Source organism: Streptococcus infantis (assembly GCF_047463615.1).
GTDB classification, from domain to species: Bacteria; Bacillota; Bacilli; order Lactobacillales; family Streptococcaceae; genus Streptococcus; species Streptococcus infantis_X.
The window spans coordinates 341,121-362,730 of the sequence record NZ_JASHDO010000001.1 but is presented as its reverse complement, the minus strand read 5'-3'; the positions used below and the strand labels follow the sequence as shown (position 1 = coordinate 362,730).

Sequence of the window (21,610 nt, the reverse complement as noted above, 5' to 3'; positions counted from 1 at the left end):
TTTCTTATATAGAGAAAGGTGTTTATATGTCCTATCAAGATTTAAAAGAATGCAAAATCATCACAGCTTTTATAACTCCCTTTCATGCAGATGGCTCTATAAATTTTGATGCAATTCCAGACTTGATTGAGCACTTATTGGCCCATCATACAGATGGAATTCTATTAGCGGGAACTACTGCTGAAAGTCCAACTCTTACCCACGATGAGGAACTGGAGCTTTTTGCAGCGGTTCAAAAGGTGGTTCAGGGGCGTGTTCCTTTGATTGCTGGTATCGGTACAAATGACACACGTGACTCGATTGAGTTCGTTAAAGAAGTAGCAGAGTTTGGTGGCTTTGCAGCAGGACTTGCCATTGTTCCTTACTACAATAAACCGTCTCAAGAAGGGATGTACCAGCACTTTAAAGCTATTGCCGATGCATCTGATTTGCCAATTATCCTCTATAATATCCCAGGTCGTGTAGTGGTAGAATTAACTCCTGAGACCATGCTTCGTTTGGCGGAACATCCAAATATTATCGGTGTCAAAGAATGTACCAGCCTTGCTAATATGGCTTATTTGATCGAGCATAAACCAGAGGAATTCTTGATTTATACGGGTGAGGATGGAGATGCCTTCCATGCGATGAACTTGGGTGCTGATGGAGTTATCTCTGTCGCATCGCATACAAATGGTGATGAAATGTATGAGATGTTCACAGCTATCGCTAACAGTGATATTAAAAAAGCAGCTGCAATTCAGAGACAATTTATTCCTAAAGTCAATGCTCTCTTCTCATATCCAAGTCCAGCTCCTGTTAAAGCTGTGCTGAATTATATGGGATTTGAAGCTGGGCCAACTCGTTTGCCTTTAGTTCCAGCTCCAGAAGAAGATGCTAAACGCATCATCAAGGTTGTTATAGATGCTGACTATGAAGCAACTAAAGCGACAGTAACTGGTGTTCTTCGTCCAGACTATTAATAATTCGATGAATGATTAACTTCCTAAACAAAATATTTTTGTTAGGAAGTTTTTTCTTTTATTTACGAATAAATAACTAGAGAGATAAACAAGGAGTCGATGATGAAGATAAAAATTGATAATTTTGAGATCTATAAGTTGAAGCAAGCAGGTTTAAGTAATCAGCAGGTATTGAAAGTTCTTCAATTCGGAGAAATTTATGATCAAGAGTTAAGCTTAGAGACTATTGCTGAGGCCTCTGAATGTCGTAATCCCATTCTCTTTATGGAACGATACCACAAACTAAGCCTTGAGAGTATGGAGCGTTTAAAGAGAGATTTTGAGAAATTTCCGTCATTCTCCATTTTAGATGATGTCTACCCTTTTGCCCTTTGTGAAATCTACGACGCACCAGTTCTGCTTTTCTATAAGGGGGATATAAACTTATTAAAGTTGCCCAAAATTGCGGTTGTTGGAAGTCGCACTTGTAGTCAGTCAGGTACAAAATCAGTCCGTAAGGTTGTTCAAGAATTGGAGAATGAACTAGTCATTGTCAGTGGTCTTGCTAGGGGAATTGATACGGCAGCTCATATGTCTATTCTTCAAAGTGGTGGAAAAACTATTGCTGTCATTGGTACTGGTTTAGATGTCTACTATCCTAGATCGAATAAACGTTTGCAGGACTACATCGGTCAATATCACTTACTCCTCAGTGAATATGGGCCTGGTGAAGAACCTTTGAAATATCATTTTCCAGCAAGAAATCGGATTATAGCAGGGTTATGTAGGGGTGTAATTGTTGCAGAAGCTAAGATGCGTTCAGGAAGTTTGATTACATGTGAACGAGCTATGGAAGAAGGAAGAGATGTCTTTGCCATTCCAGGTAGTATTCTAGATGGACGTTCAGATGGTTGTCATCATTTGGTCCAAGAGGGGGCAAAGCTGGTTACAAGTGGTCAAGATGTCTTGGCAGAATTTGAATTTTAGAAGTCTATAAGATTTCAATAATCAAACTTTTCTTCTATATATAGTAGTTAAGTCTTGACAGGTCTCTAAAAATGGTTTACACTTTATAAAGTTTATTACTTTGAAAAGGTGTGATACTGTGGCTACGGCAACAAAGAAGAAAAAATCAACAGTTAAAAAAAATCTAGTAATCGTGGAGTCGCCTGCAAAGGCTAAAACGATTGAAAAATATTTGGGTAGAAACTATAAAGTTTTAGCAAGCGTCGGTCATATCCGTGATTTGAAAAAATCCAGTATGTCGGTCGACTTTGAGAATAACTACGAGCCCCAATATATCAATATTCGCGGAAAAGGTCCTCTGATCAATGACTTGAAAAAAGAAGCAAAAAAAGCCAATAAAGTCTTCCTCGCGAGTGACCCGGACCGTGAAGGAGAAGCTATTTCTTGGCATTTGGCCCATATTCTGAATCTAGATGAGAATGATGCTAACCGTGTTGTTTTCAACGAGATTACAAAAGATGCGGTAAAAAATGCCTTTAAAGAACCTCGTAAAATTGATATGGATTTGGTGGATGCCCAACAAGCCCGTCGTGTCTTGGACCGCTTGGTAGGTTATTCTATTTCACCAATTTTATGGAAAAAGGTTAAGAAGGGCTTATCAGCAGGGCGCGTGCAATCTGTTGCCCTTAAGCTAATCATTGACCGTGAAAATGAAATCAATGCCTTTCAACCAGAAGAATATTGGACGATTGATGGAGTCTTCAAAAAGGGGACTAAGCAATTCCAAGCATCCTTCTATGGAATGAATGGCAAGAAAATGAAATTGGCTACCAATGAAGAGGTCAAAGAAGTCTTGTCTCATCTGTCTAGCAAAGACTTTACAGTGGATCAGGTAGATAAAAAAGAGCGCAAGCGTAACGCTCCACTACCTTATACTACCTCAACTATGCAGATGGATGCAGCTAACAAGATCAATTTCCGTACTCGAAAGACCATGATGGTTGCCCAGCAACTCTATGAAGGGATTAACATTGGTACGGGCGTCCAAGGTTTGATCACCTATATGCGTACAGACTCGACGCGTATCAGTCCAGTTGCACAAAATGAAGCTGCAAGCTACATCAATGAACGTTTTGGTAGTAAGTATTCTAAGCATGGTAGCAAGGTCAAAAATGCTACTGGTGCCCAAGATGCCCATGAGGCTATTCGCCCATCAAGTGTCTTTAACACGCCAGAAAAAATTGCTAAATACTTAGATAAAGACCAACTCAAACTCTATACCCTTATCTGGAACCGTTTTGTAGCGAGTCAGATGACTGGTGCCATCTTTGATACCATGGCTGTTAAGCTCTCTCAAAATGGAGTTCAATTTGCAGCAAATGGCAGTCAGGTTAAATTTGATGGTTACTTGGCCATTTACAATGACTCAGATAAGAATAAGATGTTGCCGGACATGGCAGTTGGTGATGTTGTCAAACAGGTCAATAGCAAACCTGAGCAACACTTTACTCAACCCCCAGCACGTTATTCGGAAGCAACACTAATTAAGACTTTGGAAGAAAATGGAGTTGGACGTCCATCAACTTATGCACCAACCATTGAAACTATTCAAAAGCGCTATTATGTGCGTTTGGCAGCCAAGCGTTTTGAACCGACTGAATTGGGAGAAATTGTTAACAAACTGATTGTTGAGTACTTCCCTGATATTGTCAATGTGACCTTTACAGCTGAAATGGAAAGAAAACTTGATGATGTCGAAGTCGGTAAAGAACAATGGCAACGAGTCATTGATGAATTTTACAAACCCTTCTCTAAAGAGGTTGCCAAAGCCGAAGAGGAGATGGAAAAAATCCAGATCAAGGATGAGCCAGCAGGATTTGATTGTGAAGAGTGTGGTAGTCCGATGGTCATTAAACTTGGTCGTTTTGGTAAGTTTTATGCTTGTAGCAATTTCCCAGATTGCCGTCATACACAGGCTATCGTGAAAGAGATTGGTGTTGAGTGTCCAAGCTGTCATCAAGGACAAATCATTGAAAGAAAAACCAAGCGTAATCGTATCTTTTATGGTTGCAATCGCTATCCAGAGTGTGAATTCACTTCTTGGGATAAACCTGTTGGACGAGATTGTCCAAAATGTGGTAACTTCCTCATGGAGAAAAAAGTCCGTGGTGGCGGTAAGCAAATCGTTTGTAGCAATGGTGATTACGAAGAAGAAAAAATCAAATAAAAAAATGAGTCCTGAAAGTAAATTTCAGGCTCTTTTTAGTAAAGGCTTGACAAAATTCCTTACTTTGTGGGAAACTAGTAGTTGATTATTTTAAACTAGGAGAAGTTATGCGTATTATTTATCTGATTATTGGATTTCTGTCATTAGCTCTGGCTATTGTTGGAGTTGTCTTGCCCTTGTTGCCAACAACACCCTTTCTCTTGTTGTCTATTGCTTGTTTTTCGAGAAGTTCCAAGCGTTTTGAAGATTGGCTCTATCATACCAAACTTTATCAGACTTACGTAGCGGACTTTCGTGAGACCAAGTCTATTGCGCGTGAACGTAAGAAAAAAATTATTGTATCGATTTATATCTTGATGGGAATTTCCATTTATTTTGCTCCTCTTTTACCAGTCAAAATCGGTCTGGGATGTTTAACCATCTTTATCACCTACTATCTTTTCAAGGTGATTCCTGATAAATAATAGTTTTAATAAGTAACGATTTCCCTTGATAAAAATAAAAACATATTCAAAATAATATGATATAATAAATTTAAAGTAATCTTCAAGGAGAATCAAATGATTTACGAATTTTGTGCTGAAAATGTAACCTTGCTTGAAAAAGCTATGCAGGCAGGAGCTCGCCGCATCGAGCTTTGTGACAATCTAGCAGTTGGTGGAACAACTCCAAGTTACGGAGTGACCAAGGCAGCTGTGGAACTGGCTGCCGACTACGATACGACCATTATGACTATGATTCGACCACGTGGTGGTGATTTTGTCTACAATGATTTAGAAATTACCATCATGCTTGAGGACATCGCTCTAACTGCTCAAGCAGGAAGCCAAGGCGTTGTCTTTGGTGCATTGACTGCTGATAAGAAGTTGGACAAAGTCAATCTTGAAAAATTGATTGCTGCATCTAAAGGTATGGAAATTGTTTTCCATATGGCATTTGATGAATTGAGCGAACAAGATCAGTTAGAAGCCATTGATTGGCTCAGCCAAGCTGGAGTGACACGCATCTTGACTCGTGCTGGCCTATCTGGCGATTCTCTAGAGAAACGTTTTGCTCATTATCATAGAATTCTAGAACACGCTGCAGGAAAAATTGAAATTTTACCTGGTGGAGGGATTGACATGGACAACCGTCAAACCTTTATTGACCGACTGGGTGTGACACAATTACATGGAACTAAGGTCGTCTTTTAAAAAATAGAAAGGAACTGCTAGCTTTTGGTAGCAGTTTTCGCTTATGTTTGAAATTTTTAAAGCTTATCAGTTTAATAGTAAAAAGGCTAAAGAGTATGGATTTGAAGAAAATCAAGGCGTATGGAACCATAGTTCGACTATCTTGCACGGAGATTTTCTCATGATAGTTACAGTTGAGGATGGAGACTTAAGTTTTCAAGTTTATGACCAAGAAACTGGCGATCTTTATCCTCAAGTTCATATGGCCAGTATGAGAGGTACTTTTGTTGGAACTGTTCGAGAGGCTTGTTTAGAAGTTCTTTATGACATTCGAAAGGCCTGTTTTGACGTGCAGGGATTTCTCTGTCCACAGACTAAGAGAATTATGGCAGTTGTTCAAGAAAAGTATGGAAATCAATTGGAATATCTATGGGAGAAATCCCCTGATACAGCTGTTTTGCGCCATGAAGACAATCAAAAGTGGTATGCTGTTTTGATGAGAATCTCTTGGGATAAGCTTGAAAATGGCAGAGAAGGACTAGTGGAAGCAGTCAATCTCAAACATGATCAAGTATCTGATTTGTTGGTAAAAAAAGGGATTTATCCAGCCTTTCATATGAACAAGCGCTACTGGATAAGTGTGCCACTTGCTGACAGTTTAGCAGATGAAGAGGTGTTTGAATTGATCGAAAAAAGTTGGAACTTGACCTTGAAAAAGTAATTAGATTTACTTGATTTTTCAAATACTTTCAATTGGCAAAATATTCTTTACTGAAGAAATTTTCAGAAAATATTGGATTTTTTCTTGACATGTGTTTTTTCCTATGCTAAAATACTAAACAAGATATCAAACGAAGGAGAAAGTCAAACATGAAAACAGCTAAGTTTAATCAATTTGCTTTGTTGTTGAGGTACTCGGGCTAGTGCAAAAGCATTAGTCCTGTTTGGCTTACCAAGCGGGAGTAAATCAACATCTCGCTTGGAACTCCGAGCGAGATGTTTTTTTAAAACCGAATTTAGAAAAGGGGAAATCTTATGAGAACAGTTGAATTTCTAGATACTAGCCTTCGAGATGGTGAGCAGACACCAGGTGTTAATTTTTCGATCAAGGAAAAGATTGCCATTGCAAGACAACTGGAAAAATGGGGAATTTCGGCAATTGAAGCTGGTTTTCCAGCAGCTAGTCCAGACTCATTTACTGCAGTTCAGGAAATCGCAAAAGTCTTGAAGAAAACAGCGGTGACTGGTTTAGCTCGCTCTGTTAAATCAGACATTGATGCTTGTTATGAAGCACTGAAGGAAGCTAAGTATCCACAAATCCATGTTTTTATCGCTACTAGTCCTATTCATCGTGAATTTAAGTTGAATAAAAGCAAAGAGGAAATATTGGAAGCTATTAAAGAGCATGTTTCCTATGCACGGAGTAAATTTGAAGTGGTAGAATTCTCTCCTGAAGATGCGACTAGAACTGAGCTGGATTTCCTCTTACAAGTCGTTCAAACAGCGGTAGACGCAGGTGCAACCTATATCAATATTCCTGACACGGTTGGTTTTACCACACCAGAGGAATATGGGAATATCTTCAAGTATCTGATTGACAATGTTAAAACTGACCGTCAGATTATCTATTCGCCTCACTGTCATGATGACCTTGGAATGGCAGTTGCCAATAGCCTTGCTGCTATCAAGAATGGGGCAGGACGTGTTGAAGGAACCATTAACGGTATTGGAGAAAGAGCTGGGAATGCTGCTTTAGAAGAAATAGCGGTGGCCCTCAATATTCGCCAAGATTATTACCAAGCAGAGACAAGTATTGTCCTAAACGAAACGATTAATACGTCTGAAATGGTCTCTCGTTTCTCAGGAATTCCAGTTCCAAAAAATAAGGCGGTTGTTGGAGGAAATGCCTTCTCTCACGAATCAGGTATTCACCAAGATGGTGTTCTTAAAAATCCTCTCACTTATGAAATCATTACACCTGAATTGGTTGGTGCCAAGAGTAATAGTCTTCCACTCGGTAAATTGTCTGGTCGCCATGCTTTTGTTGAGAAACTAAGAGATTTGGCTCTAGACTTTACAGACGAAGATATCAAGCCACTCTTTACTAAGTTCAAGGCTTTGGCAGATAAGAAGCAAGAAATCACAGATGCTGATATTCGAGCTCTGGTAGCTGGCACCATGGTTGAAAATCCAGAAGGCTTCCACTTCGATGATCTACAACTCCAAACTCATGCGGAAAATGAAATTGAAGCGACTGTCAGATTGGCTAATTTGTATGGTGAGAAAGTCGACTTTAATGCGACTGGACAAGGTTCTGTTGAGGCTATCTTTAACGCTATCGATAAGTTCTTTAATCAATCTGTTCGCTTGGTATCCTATACGATTGATGCGGTAACTGATGGGATTGATGCCCAGGCAAGGGTTTTGGTCACTGTTGAAAACAGAGATACTGAAACTATCTTTAACGCAGCAGGTCTTGATTTTGATGTGTTGAAAGCATCAGCTATTGCTTATATCAATGCCAATACTTTTGTTCAAAAAGAGAATACTGGCGAGATCGGCCCAAATCTTTCCTACCGTGACATGCCTAGTGTTTAAAGGAGAATTCTATGACAAAGAAAATAGTTGCCCTAGCAGGTGATGGTATAGGCCCAGAAATCATGGAAGCTGGTTTAGAAGTTTTGGAGGCTCTAGCTGAAAAAACAGGTTTTGACTATGAGATTGACAGACGACCTTTTGGAGGGGCGGGTATTGATGCTACAGGTCATCCCTTACCAGATGAAACACTCAAGGCATGTAGAGAAGCAGACGCTATTCTCCTAGCAGCTATCGGTAGTCCCCAGTATGATGATGCTCCAGTTCGACCTGAACAAGGCTTGCTGGCTCTTCGTAAGGAACTCAATCTCTATGCTAATATTCGTCCGGTAAAGATATTTGAGAGTCTTAATCACTTATCACCTCTTAAGCCTGAACGAATTGCTGGTGTTGACTTTGTAGTAGTACGTGAGTTGACAGGTGGTATTTACTTTGGTGAACATATTCTTGAAGAGAAAAAAGCGCGTGATATCAACGATTATAGCTATGAGGAAGTAGAACGAATTATTCGCAAGGCTTTTGAAATTGCAAGAAGTCGGAGAAAAATAGTTACCAGTATCGATAAGCAAAATGTTCTAGCGACCTCAAAACTCTGGCGGAAAGTAGCTGAGGAAGTTGCGCAGGATTTTCCGGATGTAACTTTGGAACATCAGCTAGTCGACTCGGCTGCCATGCTCATGATTACAAATCCAGCTAAGTTCGATGTTATCGTGACAGAGAATCTTTTCGGAGATATCTTATCTGATGAATCAAGCGTTCTATCTGGTACACTCGGAGTTATGCCATCAGCCAGCCACTCTGAAGATGGTCCGAGTCTCTATGAACCGATTCACGGTTCGGCACCTGATATAGCAGGCCTAGGAATCGCCAATCCTATTTCTATGATTTTATCAGTTGCTATGATGTTGCGTGATAGTTTTGAACGATATGAGGATGCGGAGCGTATCGAACGTGCTGTTGAACAAACTTTAGCTGCAGGAATTTTAACGAGAGATATAGGAGGACAGGCTTCTACCAAGGAAATGACGGAAGCCATCATTGAAAGATTATGAAGATAAATCAAGGAATTACTTTTGCTATTTTGATTTGGAATCTATTGGTATTTATGATTTATGGTATTGATAAATCTAAAGCAAAAAGAGGTGCATGGCGCATCCCTGAAAAATATTTATTATCATTTGCATTCTTTCTTGGTGGATTTGGTGCTTGGTTGGCAGGTGTTACCTTTCATCACAAGACTAGAAAATGGTATTTTAAAACGGTTTGGTTCCTAGGAATAGTGACTACACTAGTAGTCTTATATTTTATTTGGAGGTAATGAATGGCAGGAAAATCAATTTTTGATAAATTATGGGACCTCCATGTGATTACAGGAGAAGAAGGACAGCCTCAACTCATGTATGTGGATCAGCACTATATTCACGAGGTGACCAGTCCGCAAGCTTTTCAAGGATTGCGAGATGCAGGACGTAGATTGAGACGACCCGATTTAACATTTGGTACCTTTGACCACAATGTCCCGACGGTCAATATATATGATATTCGAGATGTAATCTCCAAAGCTCAGATTGATAAGTTAGCTGAAAATGTTGAAGAGTTTGGAATCGAACATGCTGCCCACGGTTCAGAAAAACAAGGTATTGTTCATATGGTTGGTCCCGAAACAGGAAGAACACAACCTGGGAAATTCATCGTCTGTGGGGATAGCCATACTGCAACTCACGGAGCTTTTGGAGCGATTGCCTTCGGTATTGGAACCAGTGAGGTCGAACATGTCTTTGCAACCCAAACCATTTGGCAGGTTAAACCCAAAAAAATGTTGGTGGAATTCACAGGAGTTCCTCAAAAAGGGGTTTATGCCAAAGATTTCATTCTAGCCTTGATTGCCAAATACGGTGTTGCTTGTGGTGTTGGCTACGTGGTGGAGTATCGAGGTCAGGCCATTGATGCACTTAGCATGGAAGAACGAATGACTATCTGCAATATGTCCATCGAATTTGGTTCCAAAATGGGAATTATGAATCCAGATCAGAGGACTTATGATTATTTGAAGGGGCGAGAGTGTGTTCCCAAGGATTTTGCTGTAGCAGTAGCTGATTGGAAAAGACTGGTTAGTGATGAAGATGCCGTTTATGATAAGGTTATTCGTTTGGATGTCTCAAAATTGGCTCCTATGGTGACTTGGGGTACTAATCCCGCTATGGGTGTTGACTTTGATTCTAGTTTCCCAGAAATTACGGATATGAATGATGAACGAGCCTATCATTACATGGATTTGCAACCAGGTCAAAAACCGGCAGATATCCAACTAGGTTATGTCTTTATTGGTTCTTGTACCAACGCTAGACTTAGTGATTTGCAACTGGCGGCTCGATTTGTAGAAGGGAAGAAGATCGCACCAAATTTGACGGCTATCGTGGTACCTGGTTCTCGACCAGTCAAGCGAGCTGCTGAGAAGTTAGGTTTGGACAAGGTATTTCTAGATGCCGGCTTCGAGTGGAGAGACCCAGGATGCTCCATGTGCCTAGGGATGAATCCTGACAAGGTGCCAGATGGTGTTCATTGTGCCTCAACTAGCAATCGTAACTTTGAAGATCGACAAGGCTTTGGTGCTAAGACTCATCTCTGTAGCCCAGCTATGGCAGCTGCGGCAGCTATCGCAGGACGTTTCGTAGATGTACGGCAAATGCCAGAAGCCCAGTAAGGAGAGGATATGGAGAAATTTACAGTTTATACGGGAACGACCGTTCCTCTGATGAATGACAATATCGATACCGACCAAATTCTTCCCAAACAGTTTCTGAAGTTGATTGACAAGAAAGGCTTTGGTAAATACCTCATGTATGCTTGGCGTTATCTGGACGATAATTACACTGAGGATCCTGATTTTGTCTTTAACCGACCTGAATATCGCAAAGCTACTATCCTCATCACGGGAGATAACTTTGGAGCTGGTTCTTCGAGGGAGCACGCAGCTTGGGCGCTAGCAGACTATGGTTTTAAGGTCGTAATTGCAGGATCTTTTGGAGATATTCATTACAATAATGAGCTCAATAATGGCATGTTGCCAATTGTTCAGCCTAGGGAGGTTAGAGAAAAACTCGCCCAAATACAACCAAATGATCAAGTGACGGTCGACTTGGAACAACAAAAAATCATTTCACCAGTAGGGGAATTCACTTTCGAAATTGATAGCGAATGGAAACACAAGCTCTTAAATGGTTTGGATGATATCGGTATTACCATGCAGTATGAAGATTTGATTGCTGCCTATGAAAAACAACGTCCAGCTTACTGGCAGGATTAGAATAGATATAGAAAAGGAAATAGAACTATGACAAAACACATTCAATGGGACGGAACACTTTCACAAGAAGGCTACGACATTTTAAAAGGTGAGGGCGGATGTATCGTTTGTCCTACTAAAGTCGGTTACATTATCATGACTAGCGACAAGGCTGGACTTGAGCGTAAGTTTGAAGCCAAAGAACGTAACCGTAACAAACCAGGTGTAGTCCTCTGTGGAAGCATGGATGAGCTTAGCGCTTTAGCACAACTCAATCCAGAAATTGAAGCCTTCTACCAAAAACATTGGGACGAAGATATTCTCCTCGGTTGTATTCTTCCTTGGAAACCAGAAGCTTATGAAAAATTGAAAGCATACGGTGATGGACGTGAAGAACTCATGACTGACGTTCGTGGAACTAGCTGTTTTGTAATCAAGTTTGGTAAAGCTGGTGAACAGTTGGCTGCTAAACTTTGGGAAGAAGGTAAAATGGTCTATGCCTCATCTGCCAACCCATCTGGAAAAGGAAATCGTGGTAAGGTGGAAGGAATCGGAGAACGTATCGAAGGAGCAGTGGATCTTGTCATCGAAGCAGACGACTATGTTGCTTCAATCCAGCCAGACAAAACAATCGAAACTCGCTACGAGCAAGGTGTGATGGTGTCTATGGTTGATAAAGACGGCAAGCTTATTCCAGAACAAGGAGGAGCACGCTCGACTTTACCAGCACCAGTTGTGATCCGTAAAGGACTTGACATCGATAAAATAATGATGCATCTGTCAGACACCTTTAACTCATGGGATTATCGTCAAGGTGAGTATTATTAATATTGAAAAGAAGTCTAGTGTTAAGAGATATTGAAGCTCCTAACGCTGGGCTTTTTCTTTAGAAATTCTTTTCATTTTTTATAGGATATGATATTCTATATATGAAATATATAGTTTTATTCAAACATTATCAGTAAAAGGAGTCTAATTGATGAATGATAGAAGAGTTAGTTTAGAAGATTTTTATGATTGGTATCAAGAAAATAAAATTAATTTAAGAGAATCTGCAAAACAATACAGTTTGAAAAATGAAGAATTGAGAGAAGAATTTCTTAATGAGTGGCCTCTAGATAAACTATTAACCATGTCCATTGATGATTATGTTATTGGAAAGGGGGCGCAAAACAACTCATTTTGTTATGCTCTTGAGACAGGAAAGTACCAATCATTATTTATGGGAATTGGTGGAGGAGGTTCTTCAAAATTTGGTATTTATTGGAATGAGGATACAAAAAGCTATAAGAACCAAGCAAATAAAATCATTCCAGAATCAGAACTAGAAGACCGATTTAACAAATTAAAATCGGATATGTATGAGATTATCCAAGCTGGTAGAAAGTTAGATTTCAATAATCCTATCTTTGACATGAAAAAGTCAAAGAATGAATTTATTGGGCGTTCTGCAGTTGTTACAAAACTACTTTGTATCTATTCTGAAGGATACTCTTTCCTAGGTGTAAATCTTAATAGTCAAAAGAAATTCTGGAACAAGCTACTTCCTCAAAAGAATCAAGGGGGCCCTTATCTTCAGAATCATGAGATTTGTCAACTCGTATTGCAAAAATATCCTAAGCTGGAACCATCATTGTTGGGAAGTATCTTATTTGAATATTCAACACAATTTTTAGACGAAAAAGAAAAGAAAGAAGAAAAAATGTCTCCAGAATATAAGGTTTATCATCCATTGAGTCAAACTCTACTACAATCCAAAAACCTCATCCTCCGTGGTGCTCCTGGTACAGGTAAAACCTATCTTGCTAAAGAAATTGCCAAAGAATTAACGGATGGCAACGAAGACCAAATCGGATTTGTACAGTTTCACCCTTCCTATGATTATACGGATTTTGTAGAGGGTTTAAGACCAGTATCAAATGGGGATGGAGCTATTGAGTTTAAGCTACAGGATGGTATTTTTAAAGATTTTTGTCAGAAAGCAAAAGAAGCCCAGTTGATTGGAGGACAAGATAATTTTGATCAAGCTTGGGATTCTTACTTAGAATATATAAATGTTGCTGAAGAAAAAGAATATATAACAAAAACATCTTACTTATCTGTTAATAGCAGACAAAATTTGTCAGTAAATTATGATAGTGGTGTTCCAGGATGGTCAATACCTCGCAAATATGTTTACGAGTTGTATAAAGATAAAAATTATAATAAGCAAGAATACTACAAAAGTGGTGGAAGAACTGTCCTAGAAACATTGAGAAAGAGATTTGGTCTGAGAGACTACCTTTCTCCAACAGAGGTTGAAACAGACAAGAAATTCGTTTTCATCATCGATGAAATCAACCGTGGTGAGATTTCTAAGATTTTTGGGGAACTCTTTTTCTCAATTGAGCCTGGTTATCGTGGTGAAAAGGGGAGTGTTTCTACCCAATATGCCAATCTACACGAAACTGATGAAAAGTTCTATATCCCTGAAAATATCTATATTATCGGAACTATGAATGATATTGACCGTTCGGTGGACACCTTTGATTTTGCCATGCGTCGTCGTTTCCGTTTTGTTGAAATTACTGCTGAAAGTCAACTTTATATCCTAGATGAGAAACTAGGTGAATATGCTGAAGAAGCTAAAACTCGACTAAGGAACTTGAATGCTGAAATTGAGAAAGTTCAGGAGCTAAACAGTCACTATCATATCGGACCAAGTTATTTCCTTAAACTAGAAGAAGTAGACTTTGACTATGAGTTACTCTGGTCCGATTATCTTAAACCACTCTTGGAAGATTATTTACGAGGTTCTTACGAGGAAGTTGAAACTATAGCAAATTTGAAAAAGGCCTTTGACAAGACAAGCAATGAGCAAAAAAATCAGGTAGTTACTGACAACAATGAAGGCGATGGAAATGAAAATGCGGATCACTGATAATCAGCATAAGATTATTAAAGAAGACTTTATTGCAGAATATCCCAAAATAAGCCAACTTCTTTTAGATAGAACATTAGAAAATCTTTCTCAAGAAGATAATATCTTTATTTTTCCAAGTGACCTAGAATATTCTCCGGACTTAGATAAGGATCAAAAAATCGTAGAAACTGTCAATCGGGAAATAAAGACAGGAAATATCATTGGATTTCTTGGCTACGGCCAGGAGAGATTAACCATTTCTTCTCGTTTTTCAAACGAAAGTAATGACTATTTTTTACATTATCTTTTGCAAAAGGTTCTTCATATCAATCTGACTAGTTTAGATGTTGCTTTATCACGTGAAGATAGACTCTATCAACTTTTGATGTATCTATTTCCCAAGTATTTGCAAGCTACTCTCAGAAAAGGTCTCTATAAGGAATACCAGAGATTTTCTCATAATAACAGTCATGTAAAGGGAGTGATTGATGTAGGAAATCATCTCAAGAAAAATCTTCCTTTCACGGGAAATATTGCCTACACAACGAGAGAGTTCACCTATGATAATCCTCTCATGCAACTGATCCGTCACACAATTGAATTCATGAAGAATCAGAAAAGTATAGGGAGAGGAGTTCTTAAAAATCTCTCAACTAGCCGTGAAAATGTCTCTGAAATTATTCGTGTAACCCCATCTTATAAACTAGCTGATCGTGCTAAGATTATCCGACTAAATCAAACCAAACCTCTTCGTCATGCCTACTTTCGAGAGTACAGAAAATTGCAAGAGCTTTGTCTGATGATCCTAAATAGAGAAAAGCATGGTTTAGGATATCAAGAGCAAAAAATCCATGGTATTCTTTTTGATGTTGCCTGGCTTTGGGAAGAGTATGTTCATACTTTGTTGCCAAAAGAGTTCATCCATCCTAGAAATAAGGATAAGACGGACGGTATTTCGGTATTTTCTGATCGTAAACGAAAAGTTTTCCCAGATTTTTATAACAGAGAACTAAGGACAGTTTTAGATGCTAAATATAAAAAACTAGAGTTTACTGAAAAAGGAATTAACCGTGAGGACTTGTTCCAGCTGATTTCGTATTCTTATATTTTAAAAGCTGAGCAGGCTGGGCTTGTTTTTCCGAGCAAGGAAAAGGTAGTTGATAATGAGATAGGTAAGCTAGCAGGTTATGGAGCCCTGTTGAAGAAATGGTCTATCCAAGTCCCTGGACAAGCTGAAAGCTATCAAGATTTTGTCAGGAAGATGGAGTCCTTTGAAAAAGTCTTTATCGACAATCTAGGTAAGAATTTGAAAGGTAAGACAAATACAGGGTGAATGTCTACTTATTATCTAAATCAAGAATTATAAACACGAACATTATTTGTTTTCGGTCATTACAATTGACAAAAAACGGACATTATTGTAAACTTGTTAGAGTAATTGTCTGGAAAAGACAAGGCTATTCCTAACTTTAGGAAAGTCTAAAGAAGAGAAATGAGAGATATATGTTAAACGAATTTCCAATCTTTGACTATGAAGATATTCAGCTAATCCCAAATAAGTGTGTCCTTCAAAGTCGAGCAGAAGCTGATACACATGTGACCTTGGGGAAACATACCTTTAAGTTGCCAGTTGTCCCTTCTAATATGCAGACGATTTTGGATGAAGATGTTGCTGAACAGCTTGCCAAGGGTGGCTATTTCTACATCATGCACCGTTTTGATGAAGAAGGACGCATTCCTTTTGTTAAACGTATGCATGAAAAAGGGTTGATTGCATCTATCTCTGTTGGTGTTAAAGATTACGAGTATGATTTTGTTAGTCAATTAAAGGCTGATGCTCCAGAGTACATCACGATTGACATCGCACATGGTCATGCAGACAGTGTGATTGCAATGATTCAGCACATCAAGAAAGAATTGCCAGATACCTTTGTCATCGCTGGTAACGTTGGAACTCCAGAGGCTGTTCGTGAACTTGAAAATGCTGGTGCAGATGCGACTAAGGTTGGTATCGGTCCAGGTAAGGTTTGTATCACTAAGGTAAAAACTGGTTTTGGTACAGGTGGTTGGCAGCTGGCGGCACTACGTTGGTGTGCGAAAGCTGCGCGTAAACCGATTATTGCTGATGGTGGAATTCGTACACACGGTGATATTGCTAAGTCAATCCGCTTCGGTGCAAGTATGGTTATGATTGGTTCTTTATTTGCAGGCCATATCGAAAGCCCTGGTAAAACTGTCGAAGTCGATGGTAAACAATTTAAAGAATACTATGGTTCTGCTTCAGAATACCAAAAAGGTGCCTATAAGAATGTCGAAGGTAAGAAAATTCTTCTTCCTGCCAAAGGACATTTACAAGATACCCTAACTGAAATGGAACAAGATTTACAAAGTTCGATTTCTTATGCTGGAGGTCGAAAGGTAGCTGATCTTAGACATGTAGATTATGTGATTGTGAAGAACTCTATCTGGAATGGAGATGCTCACTAAAAATATGATTACTTATTTATGCCGCGAATTGGCGTGGCGTTTCTACAAGGTACCGTAAATACCTAACAATGAGTAAGTCGAAGAGAGATAAAAGAAGCAGTACTATTTGTTTCTATGTTTCCGAGGGACTTGCTTTGTGAGTCCCTTTTTATTTCGGAGGTTATTGTGAAATTACTAGAGGAACGTATTTTAAAAGATGGGAATATTCTAGGTGAGAATATTCTTAAGGTGGATTCATTCTTGACTCACCAAGTGGATTTTTCCTTAATGCGCGAGATTGGTCGCACCTTTGCAGAGCATTTTAAAAATGCTGGTATTACCAAAGTCGTAACCATTGAAGCATCTGGAATTGCTCCAGCCCTTTATGTGGCTGAACAGTTAGATGTACCCATGATTTTTGCTAAGAAGGCAAAAAATATTACCATGAATGAAGGAATTTTGACTGCTGAAGTTTATTCTTTCACTAAACAAGTTACTAGTACCGTATCCATTGCAGGGAAGTTCTTATCTCCAGGAGATAAAGTATTAATTATTGATGATTTCTTGGCTAATGGTCAAGCAGCTAAAGGTTTGATTCAGATTATCGAACAAGCTGGTGCTACAGTCGAGGCCGTCGGGATTGTGATTGAAAAATCTTTCCAAGATGGTCGTGAACTGTTAGAAAAATCAGGTCATCAGGTAGTATCACTTGCTCGTTTAGAGCGTTTTGAAAATGGAAGAGTTATCTTCAAGGAGGCAGACATCTAATGAATCAAAAAGAAAACCACTCAAAAGCGGCCGTATTGGGCTTGCAACACTTACTTGCCATGTACTCAGGTTCAATCCTGGTACCAATCATGATTGCAGGTGCCCTAGGTTACTCACCTCAACAACTGACATACCTTATCTCTACAGATATCTTTATGTGTGGGGTCGCAACTCTCTTACAATTGCAACTTAATAAATATTTCGGTGTCGGTTTACCGGTTGTTCTGGGTGTGGCCTTTCAGTCTGTTGCTCCACTTATTATGATTGGACAAAGTCACGGTAGTGGTGCTATGTTTGGTGCCTTGATTGCTTCTGGTATTTATGTCGTTCTTGTAGCTGGCGTATTTTCTAAGGTTGCAAATCTGTTTCCTTCAATCGTAACAGGTTCTGTCATTACAACAATCGGATTGACCTTGATTCCAGTAGCAATCGGAAATATGGGAAATAACGTCGAAAAACCAACTGGACAAAGTTTAGCATTAGCAACAATCACTATTCTTATCATTCTCTTGGTTAATATCTTTACAAAAGGATTTATTAAGTCAATTTCTATTTTGATTGGTTTGATTGCAGGTACTATCATCGCTGCGACTATGGGCTTGGTTGATTTCTCTCCAGTAGCAGAAGCTCCACTTGTTCATATCCCAACTCCATTCTACTTTGGTGCTCCACAATTTGAGATTTCTTCTATTGTCATGATGTGTATTATCGCTACTGTATCAATGGTAGAATCAACTGGTGTATATCTTGCCCTTTCTGATATTACTAAAGATCCAATCGATAGCACTCGTCTCCGTAATGGTTATCGCGCTGAAGGTCTTGCTGTGTTACTTGGTGGACTTTTCAACACCTTCCCTTATACAGGATTTTCACAAAACGTAGGTTTGGTGAAACTTTCAGGTATTCGTACACGTTTACCGATCTACTACGCTGGTGGTTTCCTCATCTTACTTGGTCTCTTGCCTAAGTTCGGTGCCTTAGCACAGATTATTCCTAGCCCTGTTCTAGGTGGAGCCATGCTGGTCATGTTTGGTTTTGTTTCTCTACAAGGGATGCAAATCTTGGCACGTGTGGACTTCGAACATAATGAACATAACTTCCTCATTGCAGCAGTTTCTATTGCTGCCGGTGTGGGATTAAACGGAAGCAACCTCTTCAATACATTACCGACTGAATTACAAATGTTCTTTTCAAATGGTATTGTTATTGCAAGTACAGTAGCCATCGTCTTGAATGCTATTTTGAATCGTAAAAAATAAAAATAAGTGAGAAGGATAGAAATATCCTTCTCATTTTCTTTTTTAGAGCTTGAGTATTGTTTATAGAGTCCTTTTTATGGTAAAATGGTTCTATGAATGAAAGAATGAAAGAGCTCGTTGAACTGCTCAATCGCTATGCGACAGAGTATTATACAAGTGATAATCCATCTGTATCTGATAGTGAGTATGACCGTCTTTATCGTGAACTGGTAGAGTTAGAAAAAGCTCATCCTGACCAAGTTTTACCAGAAAGTCCGACACATCGTGTTGGTGGAAAGATTCTTGATGGGTTTGAGAAATATAGTCATCAGTATCCTCTCTATAGTTTGCAGGATGCTTTTTCACGTGAAGAACTGGATGCCTTTGATGCGCGTGTTCGTAAAGAATTGGATGATGTCACTTATATCTGTGAGTTGAAGATTGATGGTTTATCGATTTCCTTGACTTATGAGCAGGGAATTTTTGTTGCTGGGGCAACTCGAGGTGATGGCTCCATCGGTGAAAACATCACTGAAAATCTTAAACGAGTGAAAGACATTCCTTTATCATTACCAGAAAAATTAGATATAACAGTTCGTGGTGAATGTTATATGCCGAGAGCTTCTTTTGACCAGGTCAATCAATCGCGTCAAGAAAATGGGGAGCCAGAATTTGCCAACCCAAGAAATGCTGCTGCAGGAACCCTTCGTCAGTTAGATACAGCAGTAGTAGCCAAACGTAATCTTGCAACCTTCCTTTATCAGGAAGCTAGTCCTTCAACACGAGATAGCCAAGAGAAGGTGTTGGAACATTTGAAACAATTGGGCTTTGTTGTCAATCCAAGACGCCTATTAGCTCACAGCATGGATGAGGTTTGGGATTTTATCCAGGAAGTAGGTCAAGAAAGAGACCAGTTGCCTTATGATATCGATGGTGTTGTGATTAAGGTCAATGACTTAGCCGATCAAGAGCAACTAGGTTTTACAGTCAAAGCACCCAAGTGGGCAGTAGCTTATAAGTTTCCGGCAGAAGAAAAAGAAGCGAAACTCCTTTCTGTTGACTGGACAGTTGGACGAACAGGAGTTGTAACTCCGACTGCTAATCTTACCCCAGTTCAACTGGCAGGTACTACTGTGAGTCGTGCAACTCTTCATAATGTTGACTATATTGCAGAAAAGGATATTCGTAAGGATGATACAGTGATTGTTTATAAGGCAGGGGATATCATTCCAGCTGTTTTACGTGTCGTTGAAACTAAGCGTGTGTCTGAAGAAAAACTAGATATCCCAACAAACTGTCCAAGTTGTGACAGTAAGCTTTTGCATTTTGAAGATGAAGTTGCCCTTCGTTGTATCAATCCACGCTGCCCTGCTCAGATTAAGGAAGGTTTGACACACTTTGCATCTCGTGATGCCATGAATATCTCTGGGCTTGGTCCATCAGTCGTTGAGAAACTATTTGCAGCCAATTTGGTTAAGGATGTTGCAGATATTTATCGTTTGACTGTGGAAGATTTGCTTTTGCTAGATGGTATCAAGGAAAAATCTGCTCAAAAACTCTACCAGGCTATTCAAGCATCCAAAGAAAATTCTGCTGAAAAACTCTTGTTTGGTTTGGGGATTCGTCATGTAGGAAGTAAGGCAAGTCAGTTGCTTTTACAAAACTTCGACTCAATCGAATCGCTAGCGCAAGCCAATCCTGAAGAAATTGCAAGTATCGAAAGTTTGGGTAGTGTCATTGCTCAAAGCCTACAGACCTATTTTGCTACAGAGGGTTCTGAAATCCTTTTAAGGGAATTGAAAGAATCAGGTGTTAATCTAGACTACAAAGGACAGGTCGTTGCAGCAGATGCAGCCTTATCAGGTCTAACAGTCGTATTGACAGGAAAACTTGAACGTCTTACTCGCTCAGAAGCTAAAAATAAATTAGAAAGTCTAGGAGCCAAGGTTACTGGTAGTGTGTCGAAAAAAACAGACCTTGTTGTAGCAGGAGCAGATGCAGGAAGCAAGCTCCAAAAAGCACAAGAACTGGGAATAGAGATTCGTGATGAAGCTTGGCTTGAGAGTTTGTAAGCTATGAAAGAAGAAAAAAAACGCGCTCGTCTCATTTATAATCCGACATCAGGCCAGGAAATGATCAAGCAAAATATCGCAGAAGTCCTAGAAGTGTTAGAGAGCATAGGCTATGAAACCAGTGCTTTCCAAACCAAACCTGAACACCTGTCAGCCCAGAAAGAAGCAGAAAGAGCTGCAAAAGCTGGCTTTGATTTGGTTTTAGTAGCTGGTGGCGATGGCACCATCAATGAAGTGGTTAATGGAATTGCACCTCTGGAACATCGTCCAAAGATAGCCATCATTCCTACTGGAACTACCAATGACTATGCAAGAGCATTGAAAATCCCTATGGGGGATCCAGTTGCTGCAGCGAAGATCATTGCTAAAAATGAAACCAAGCAAATTGATATTGGTCGTGCCTTTGGTGATAAGTATTTCATCAATATTGCTGCGGCAGGAGCTCTTACGGAGTTAACTTTTAGTGTTCCGAGTGAATTAAAGACGCGTTTGGGTTATCTGGCCTACGTTGCTAAAGGCATCGAGATGTTCCCAAAATCCAAAGCCCGTCCCGTTCGTATTTACCATGATTGGGGAATTTTTACAGGAGAAGTTTCTCTTGTCTTTGTTGCCTTGACCAATTCTATCGGTGGATTTGAGCAATTCGCACCTGATACCAAGCTGGATGATGGCAATTTCACGCTTATTCTAGTAAAGACAGATAAAATCCTAGATATGTTGAGTCTGCTAGTTCAAGCCATGAACGGAGGCCAACACGTTTCAGATGTCAATGTCGAATATCTGAAAACTAGTAAACTCCGAATTGAAACTTTGGATCAGGAAGAGCCGTTTATGCTTAATCTTGATGGAGAATACGGTGGTGACACACCAGTAGATTTGGAAGTATGTCATAATCACATTGAGTTTTTTGTGAATTGTGAGGCGATTGATCAAGAAATTACTAGTAACATATAAAATCAAATTTAATTTAGAAATTA

19 protein-coding genes and 1 riboswitch are annotated in these 21,610 nt (G+C 39.4%); all 19 genes read left to right on the top strand.

The window, feature by feature from the left end:
• Positions 1 to 26 precede the first annotated feature (26 nt).
• Positions 27 to 962, top strand: a complete 936-nt coding sequence (dapA, locus tag QM874_RS01805) for a 4-hydroxy-tetrahydrodipicolinate synthase (protein WP_414315985.1) — start codon at positions 27 to 29, stop codon at positions 960 to 962.
• A gap of 108 nt (positions 963 to 1,070) precedes the next feature.
• Positions 1,071 to 1,928 carry a DNA-processing protein DprA gene (gene dprA, locus QM874_RS01800; protein ID WP_414316198.1) on the top strand — a complete coding sequence of 286 codons (858 nt, stop codon included), beginning with the start codon at positions 1,071 to 1,073 and terminating at the stop codon, positions 1,926 to 1,928.
• Positions 1,929 to 2,046: 118 nt separating this feature from the next.
• A complete protein-coding gene (gene topA / locus QM874_RS01795; protein WP_414315984.1) occupies positions 2,047 to 4,134 on the top strand; it encodes a type I DNA topoisomerase in 2,088 nt (695 codons plus the stop codon).
• 107 nt (positions 4,135 to 4,241) lie between these two features.
• Complete coding sequence (locus QM874_RS01790) at positions 4,242 to 4,598, top strand: YbaN family protein (RefSeq protein WP_223141085.1); 357 nt, start codon at positions 4,242 to 4,244, stop codon at positions 4,596 to 4,598.
• 96 nt (positions 4,599 to 4,694) lie between these two features.
• Entirely contained in the window at positions 4,695 to 5,327 is a 633-nt protein-coding gene (locus QM874_RS01785) for a copper homeostasis protein CutC (protein ID WP_414315983.1), read from the top strand.
• A 43-nt stretch (positions 5,328 to 5,370) separates the two neighbouring features.
• The gene (locus QM874_RS01780) at positions 5,371 to 6,027 is read left to right on the top strand and encodes an MmcQ/YjbR family DNA-binding protein (RefSeq protein ID WP_414315982.1); all 657 of its coding nucleotides are present in this window, start codon (positions 5,371 to 5,373) and stop codon (positions 6,025 to 6,027) included.
• Positions 6,028 to 6,341: 314 nt separating this feature from the next.
• Entirely contained in the window at positions 6,342 to 7,904 is a 1,563-nt protein-coding gene (locus tag QM874_RS01775) for a 2-isopropylmalate synthase (protein WP_414315981.1), read from the top strand.
• Positions 7,905 to 7,915: 11 nt separating this feature from the next.
• The gene (gene leuB / locus QM874_RS01770) at positions 7,916 to 8,953 is read left to right on the top strand and encodes a 3-isopropylmalate dehydrogenase (RefSeq protein WP_414315980.1); all 1,038 of its coding nucleotides are present in this window, start codon (positions 7,916 to 7,918) and stop codon (positions 8,951 to 8,953) included.
• Positions 8,950 to 9,219, top strand: coding sequence for a DUF1294 domain-containing protein (locus tag QM874_RS01765; RefSeq protein ID WP_414315979.1), 270 nt, complete (start codon positions 8,950 to 8,952; stop codon positions 9,217 to 9,219). The genes leuB and QM874_RS01765 overlap by 4 nt, the downstream gene beginning before the upstream one ends.
• A gap of 3 nt (positions 9,220 to 9,222) precedes the next feature.
• Positions 9,223 to 10,605 (top strand): 3-isopropylmalate dehydratase large subunit, encoded by a 1,383-nt coding sequence (gene leuC, locus QM874_RS01760; RefSeq protein WP_414315978.1) that lies wholly within the window; start codon positions 9,223 to 9,225, stop codon positions 10,603 to 10,605.
• 9 nt (positions 10,606 to 10,614) lie between these two features.
• The gene (leuD, locus tag QM874_RS01755; protein ID WP_247912402.1) at positions 10,615 to 11,208 is read left to right on the top strand and encodes a 3-isopropylmalate dehydratase small subunit; all 594 of its coding nucleotides are present in this window, start codon (positions 10,615 to 10,617) and stop codon (positions 11,206 to 11,208) included.
• 27 nt (positions 11,209 to 11,235) lie between these two features.
• Positions 11,236 to 12,015 carry an L-threonylcarbamoyladenylate synthase gene (locus QM874_RS01750; protein ID WP_414315977.1) on the top strand — a complete coding sequence of 260 codons (780 nt, stop codon included), beginning with the start codon at positions 11,236 to 11,238 and terminating at the stop codon, positions 12,013 to 12,015.
• Positions 12,016 to 12,166: 151 nt separating this feature from the next.
• On the top strand, positions 12,167 to 14,107 hold the full coding sequence (locus QM874_RS01745; protein WP_414315976.1) for an McrB family protein: 1,941 nt from the start codon (positions 12,167 to 12,169) through the stop codon (positions 14,105 to 14,107).
• Complete coding sequence (locus tag QM874_RS01740) at positions 14,094 to 15,422, top strand: McrC family protein (protein ID WP_414315975.1); 1,329 nt, start codon at positions 14,094 to 14,096, stop codon at positions 15,420 to 15,422. Before QM874_RS01745 ends, QM874_RS01740 begins: the two co-directional genes overlap by 14 nt.
• A 170-nt stretch (positions 15,423 to 15,592) precedes the next feature.
• On the top strand, positions 15,593 to 16,576 hold the full coding sequence (gene guaC / locus QM874_RS01735) for a GMP reductase (protein ID WP_414273588.1): 984 nt from the start codon (positions 15,593 to 15,595) through the stop codon (positions 16,574 to 16,576).
• Positions 16,569 to 16,665, top strand: a riboswitch (purine riboswitch). It overlaps the preceding gene by 8 nt.
• 76 nt (positions 16,666 to 16,741) lie before the next feature.
• Positions 16,742 to 17,323, top strand: coding sequence for a xanthine phosphoribosyltransferase (locus QM874_RS01730; RefSeq protein ID WP_414315974.1), 582 nt, complete (start codon positions 16,742 to 16,744; stop codon positions 17,321 to 17,323).
• Positions 17,323 to 18,582, top strand: a complete 1,260-nt coding sequence (locus QM874_RS01725; RefSeq protein WP_414315973.1) for a nucleobase:cation symporter-2 family protein — start codon at positions 17,323 to 17,325, stop codon at positions 18,580 to 18,582. The genes QM874_RS01730 and QM874_RS01725 overlap by 1 nt, the downstream gene beginning before the upstream one ends.
• Before the next feature lie 92 nt (positions 18,583 to 18,674).
• Positions 18,675 to 20,633: an NAD-dependent DNA ligase LigA gene (gene ligA, locus QM874_RS01720; RefSeq protein WP_414315972.1), complete on the top strand. Its 1,959-nt coding sequence runs from the start codon at positions 18,675 to 18,677 to the stop codon at positions 20,631 to 20,633.
• 3 nt (positions 20,634 to 20,636) lie between these two features.
• A complete protein-coding gene (locus tag QM874_RS01715; protein ID WP_414315971.1) occupies positions 20,637 to 21,587 on the top strand; it encodes a diacylglycerol kinase family lipid kinase in 951 nt (316 codons plus the stop codon).
• The last annotated feature ends 23 nt before the right edge of the window (positions 21,588 to 21,610 follow it).

Coding starts and splice junctions, on each gene's coding strand:
- ligA (WP_414315972.1), top strand. CDS start 18,675: ATGAATGAAAGAATGAAAGAGCTCGTTGAACTGCTCAATCGCTATGCG.
- leuB (WP_414315980.1), top strand. CDS start 7,916: ATGACAAAGAAAATAGTTGCCCTAGCAGGTGATGGTATAGGCCCAGAA.
- QM874_RS01775 (WP_414315981.1), top strand. CDS start 6,342: ATGAGAACAGTTGAATTTCTAGATACTAGCCTTCGAGATGGTGAGCAG.
- QM874_RS01785 (WP_414315983.1), top strand. CDS start 4,695: ATGATTTACGAATTTTGTGCTGAAAATGTAACCTTGCTTGAAAAAGCT.
- dapA (WP_414315985.1), top strand. CDS start 27: ATGTCCTATCAAGATTTAAAAGAATGCAAAATCATCACAGCTTTTATA.
- QM874_RS01715 (WP_414315971.1), top strand. CDS start 20,637: ATGAAAGAAGAAAAAAAACGCGCTCGTCTCATTTATAATCCGACATCA.
- QM874_RS01780 (WP_414315982.1), top strand. CDS start 5,371: ATGTTTGAAATTTTTAAAGCTTATCAGTTTAATAGTAAAAAGGCTAAA.
- QM874_RS01765 (WP_414315979.1), top strand. CDS start 8,950: ATGAAGATAAATCAAGGAATTACTTTTGCTATTTTGATTTGGAATCTA.
- QM874_RS01750 (WP_414315977.1), top strand. CDS start 11,236: ATGACAAAACACATTCAATGGGACGGAACACTTTCACAAGAAGGCTAC.
- QM874_RS01740 (WP_414315975.1), top strand. CDS start 14,094: ATGCGGATCACTGATAATCAGCATAAGATTATTAAAGAAGACTTTATT.
- leuC (WP_414315978.1), top strand. CDS start 9,223: ATGGCAGGAAAATCAATTTTTGATAAATTATGGGACCTCCATGTGATT.
- leuD (WP_247912402.1), top strand. CDS start 10,615: ATGGAGAAATTTACAGTTTATACGGGAACGACCGTTCCTCTGATGAAT.
- QM874_RS01790 (WP_223141085.1), top strand. CDS start 4,242: ATGCGTATTATTTATCTGATTATTGGATTTCTGTCATTAGCTCTGGCT.
- QM874_RS01725 (WP_414315973.1), top strand. CDS start 17,323: ATGAATCAAAAAGAAAACCACTCAAAAGCGGCCGTATTGGGCTTGCAA.
- guaC (WP_414273588.1), top strand. CDS start 15,593: ATGTTAAACGAATTTCCAATCTTTGACTATGAAGATATTCAGCTAATC.
- QM874_RS01745 (WP_414315976.1), top strand. CDS start 12,167: ATGAATGATAGAAGAGTTAGTTTAGAAGATTTTTATGATTGGTATCAA.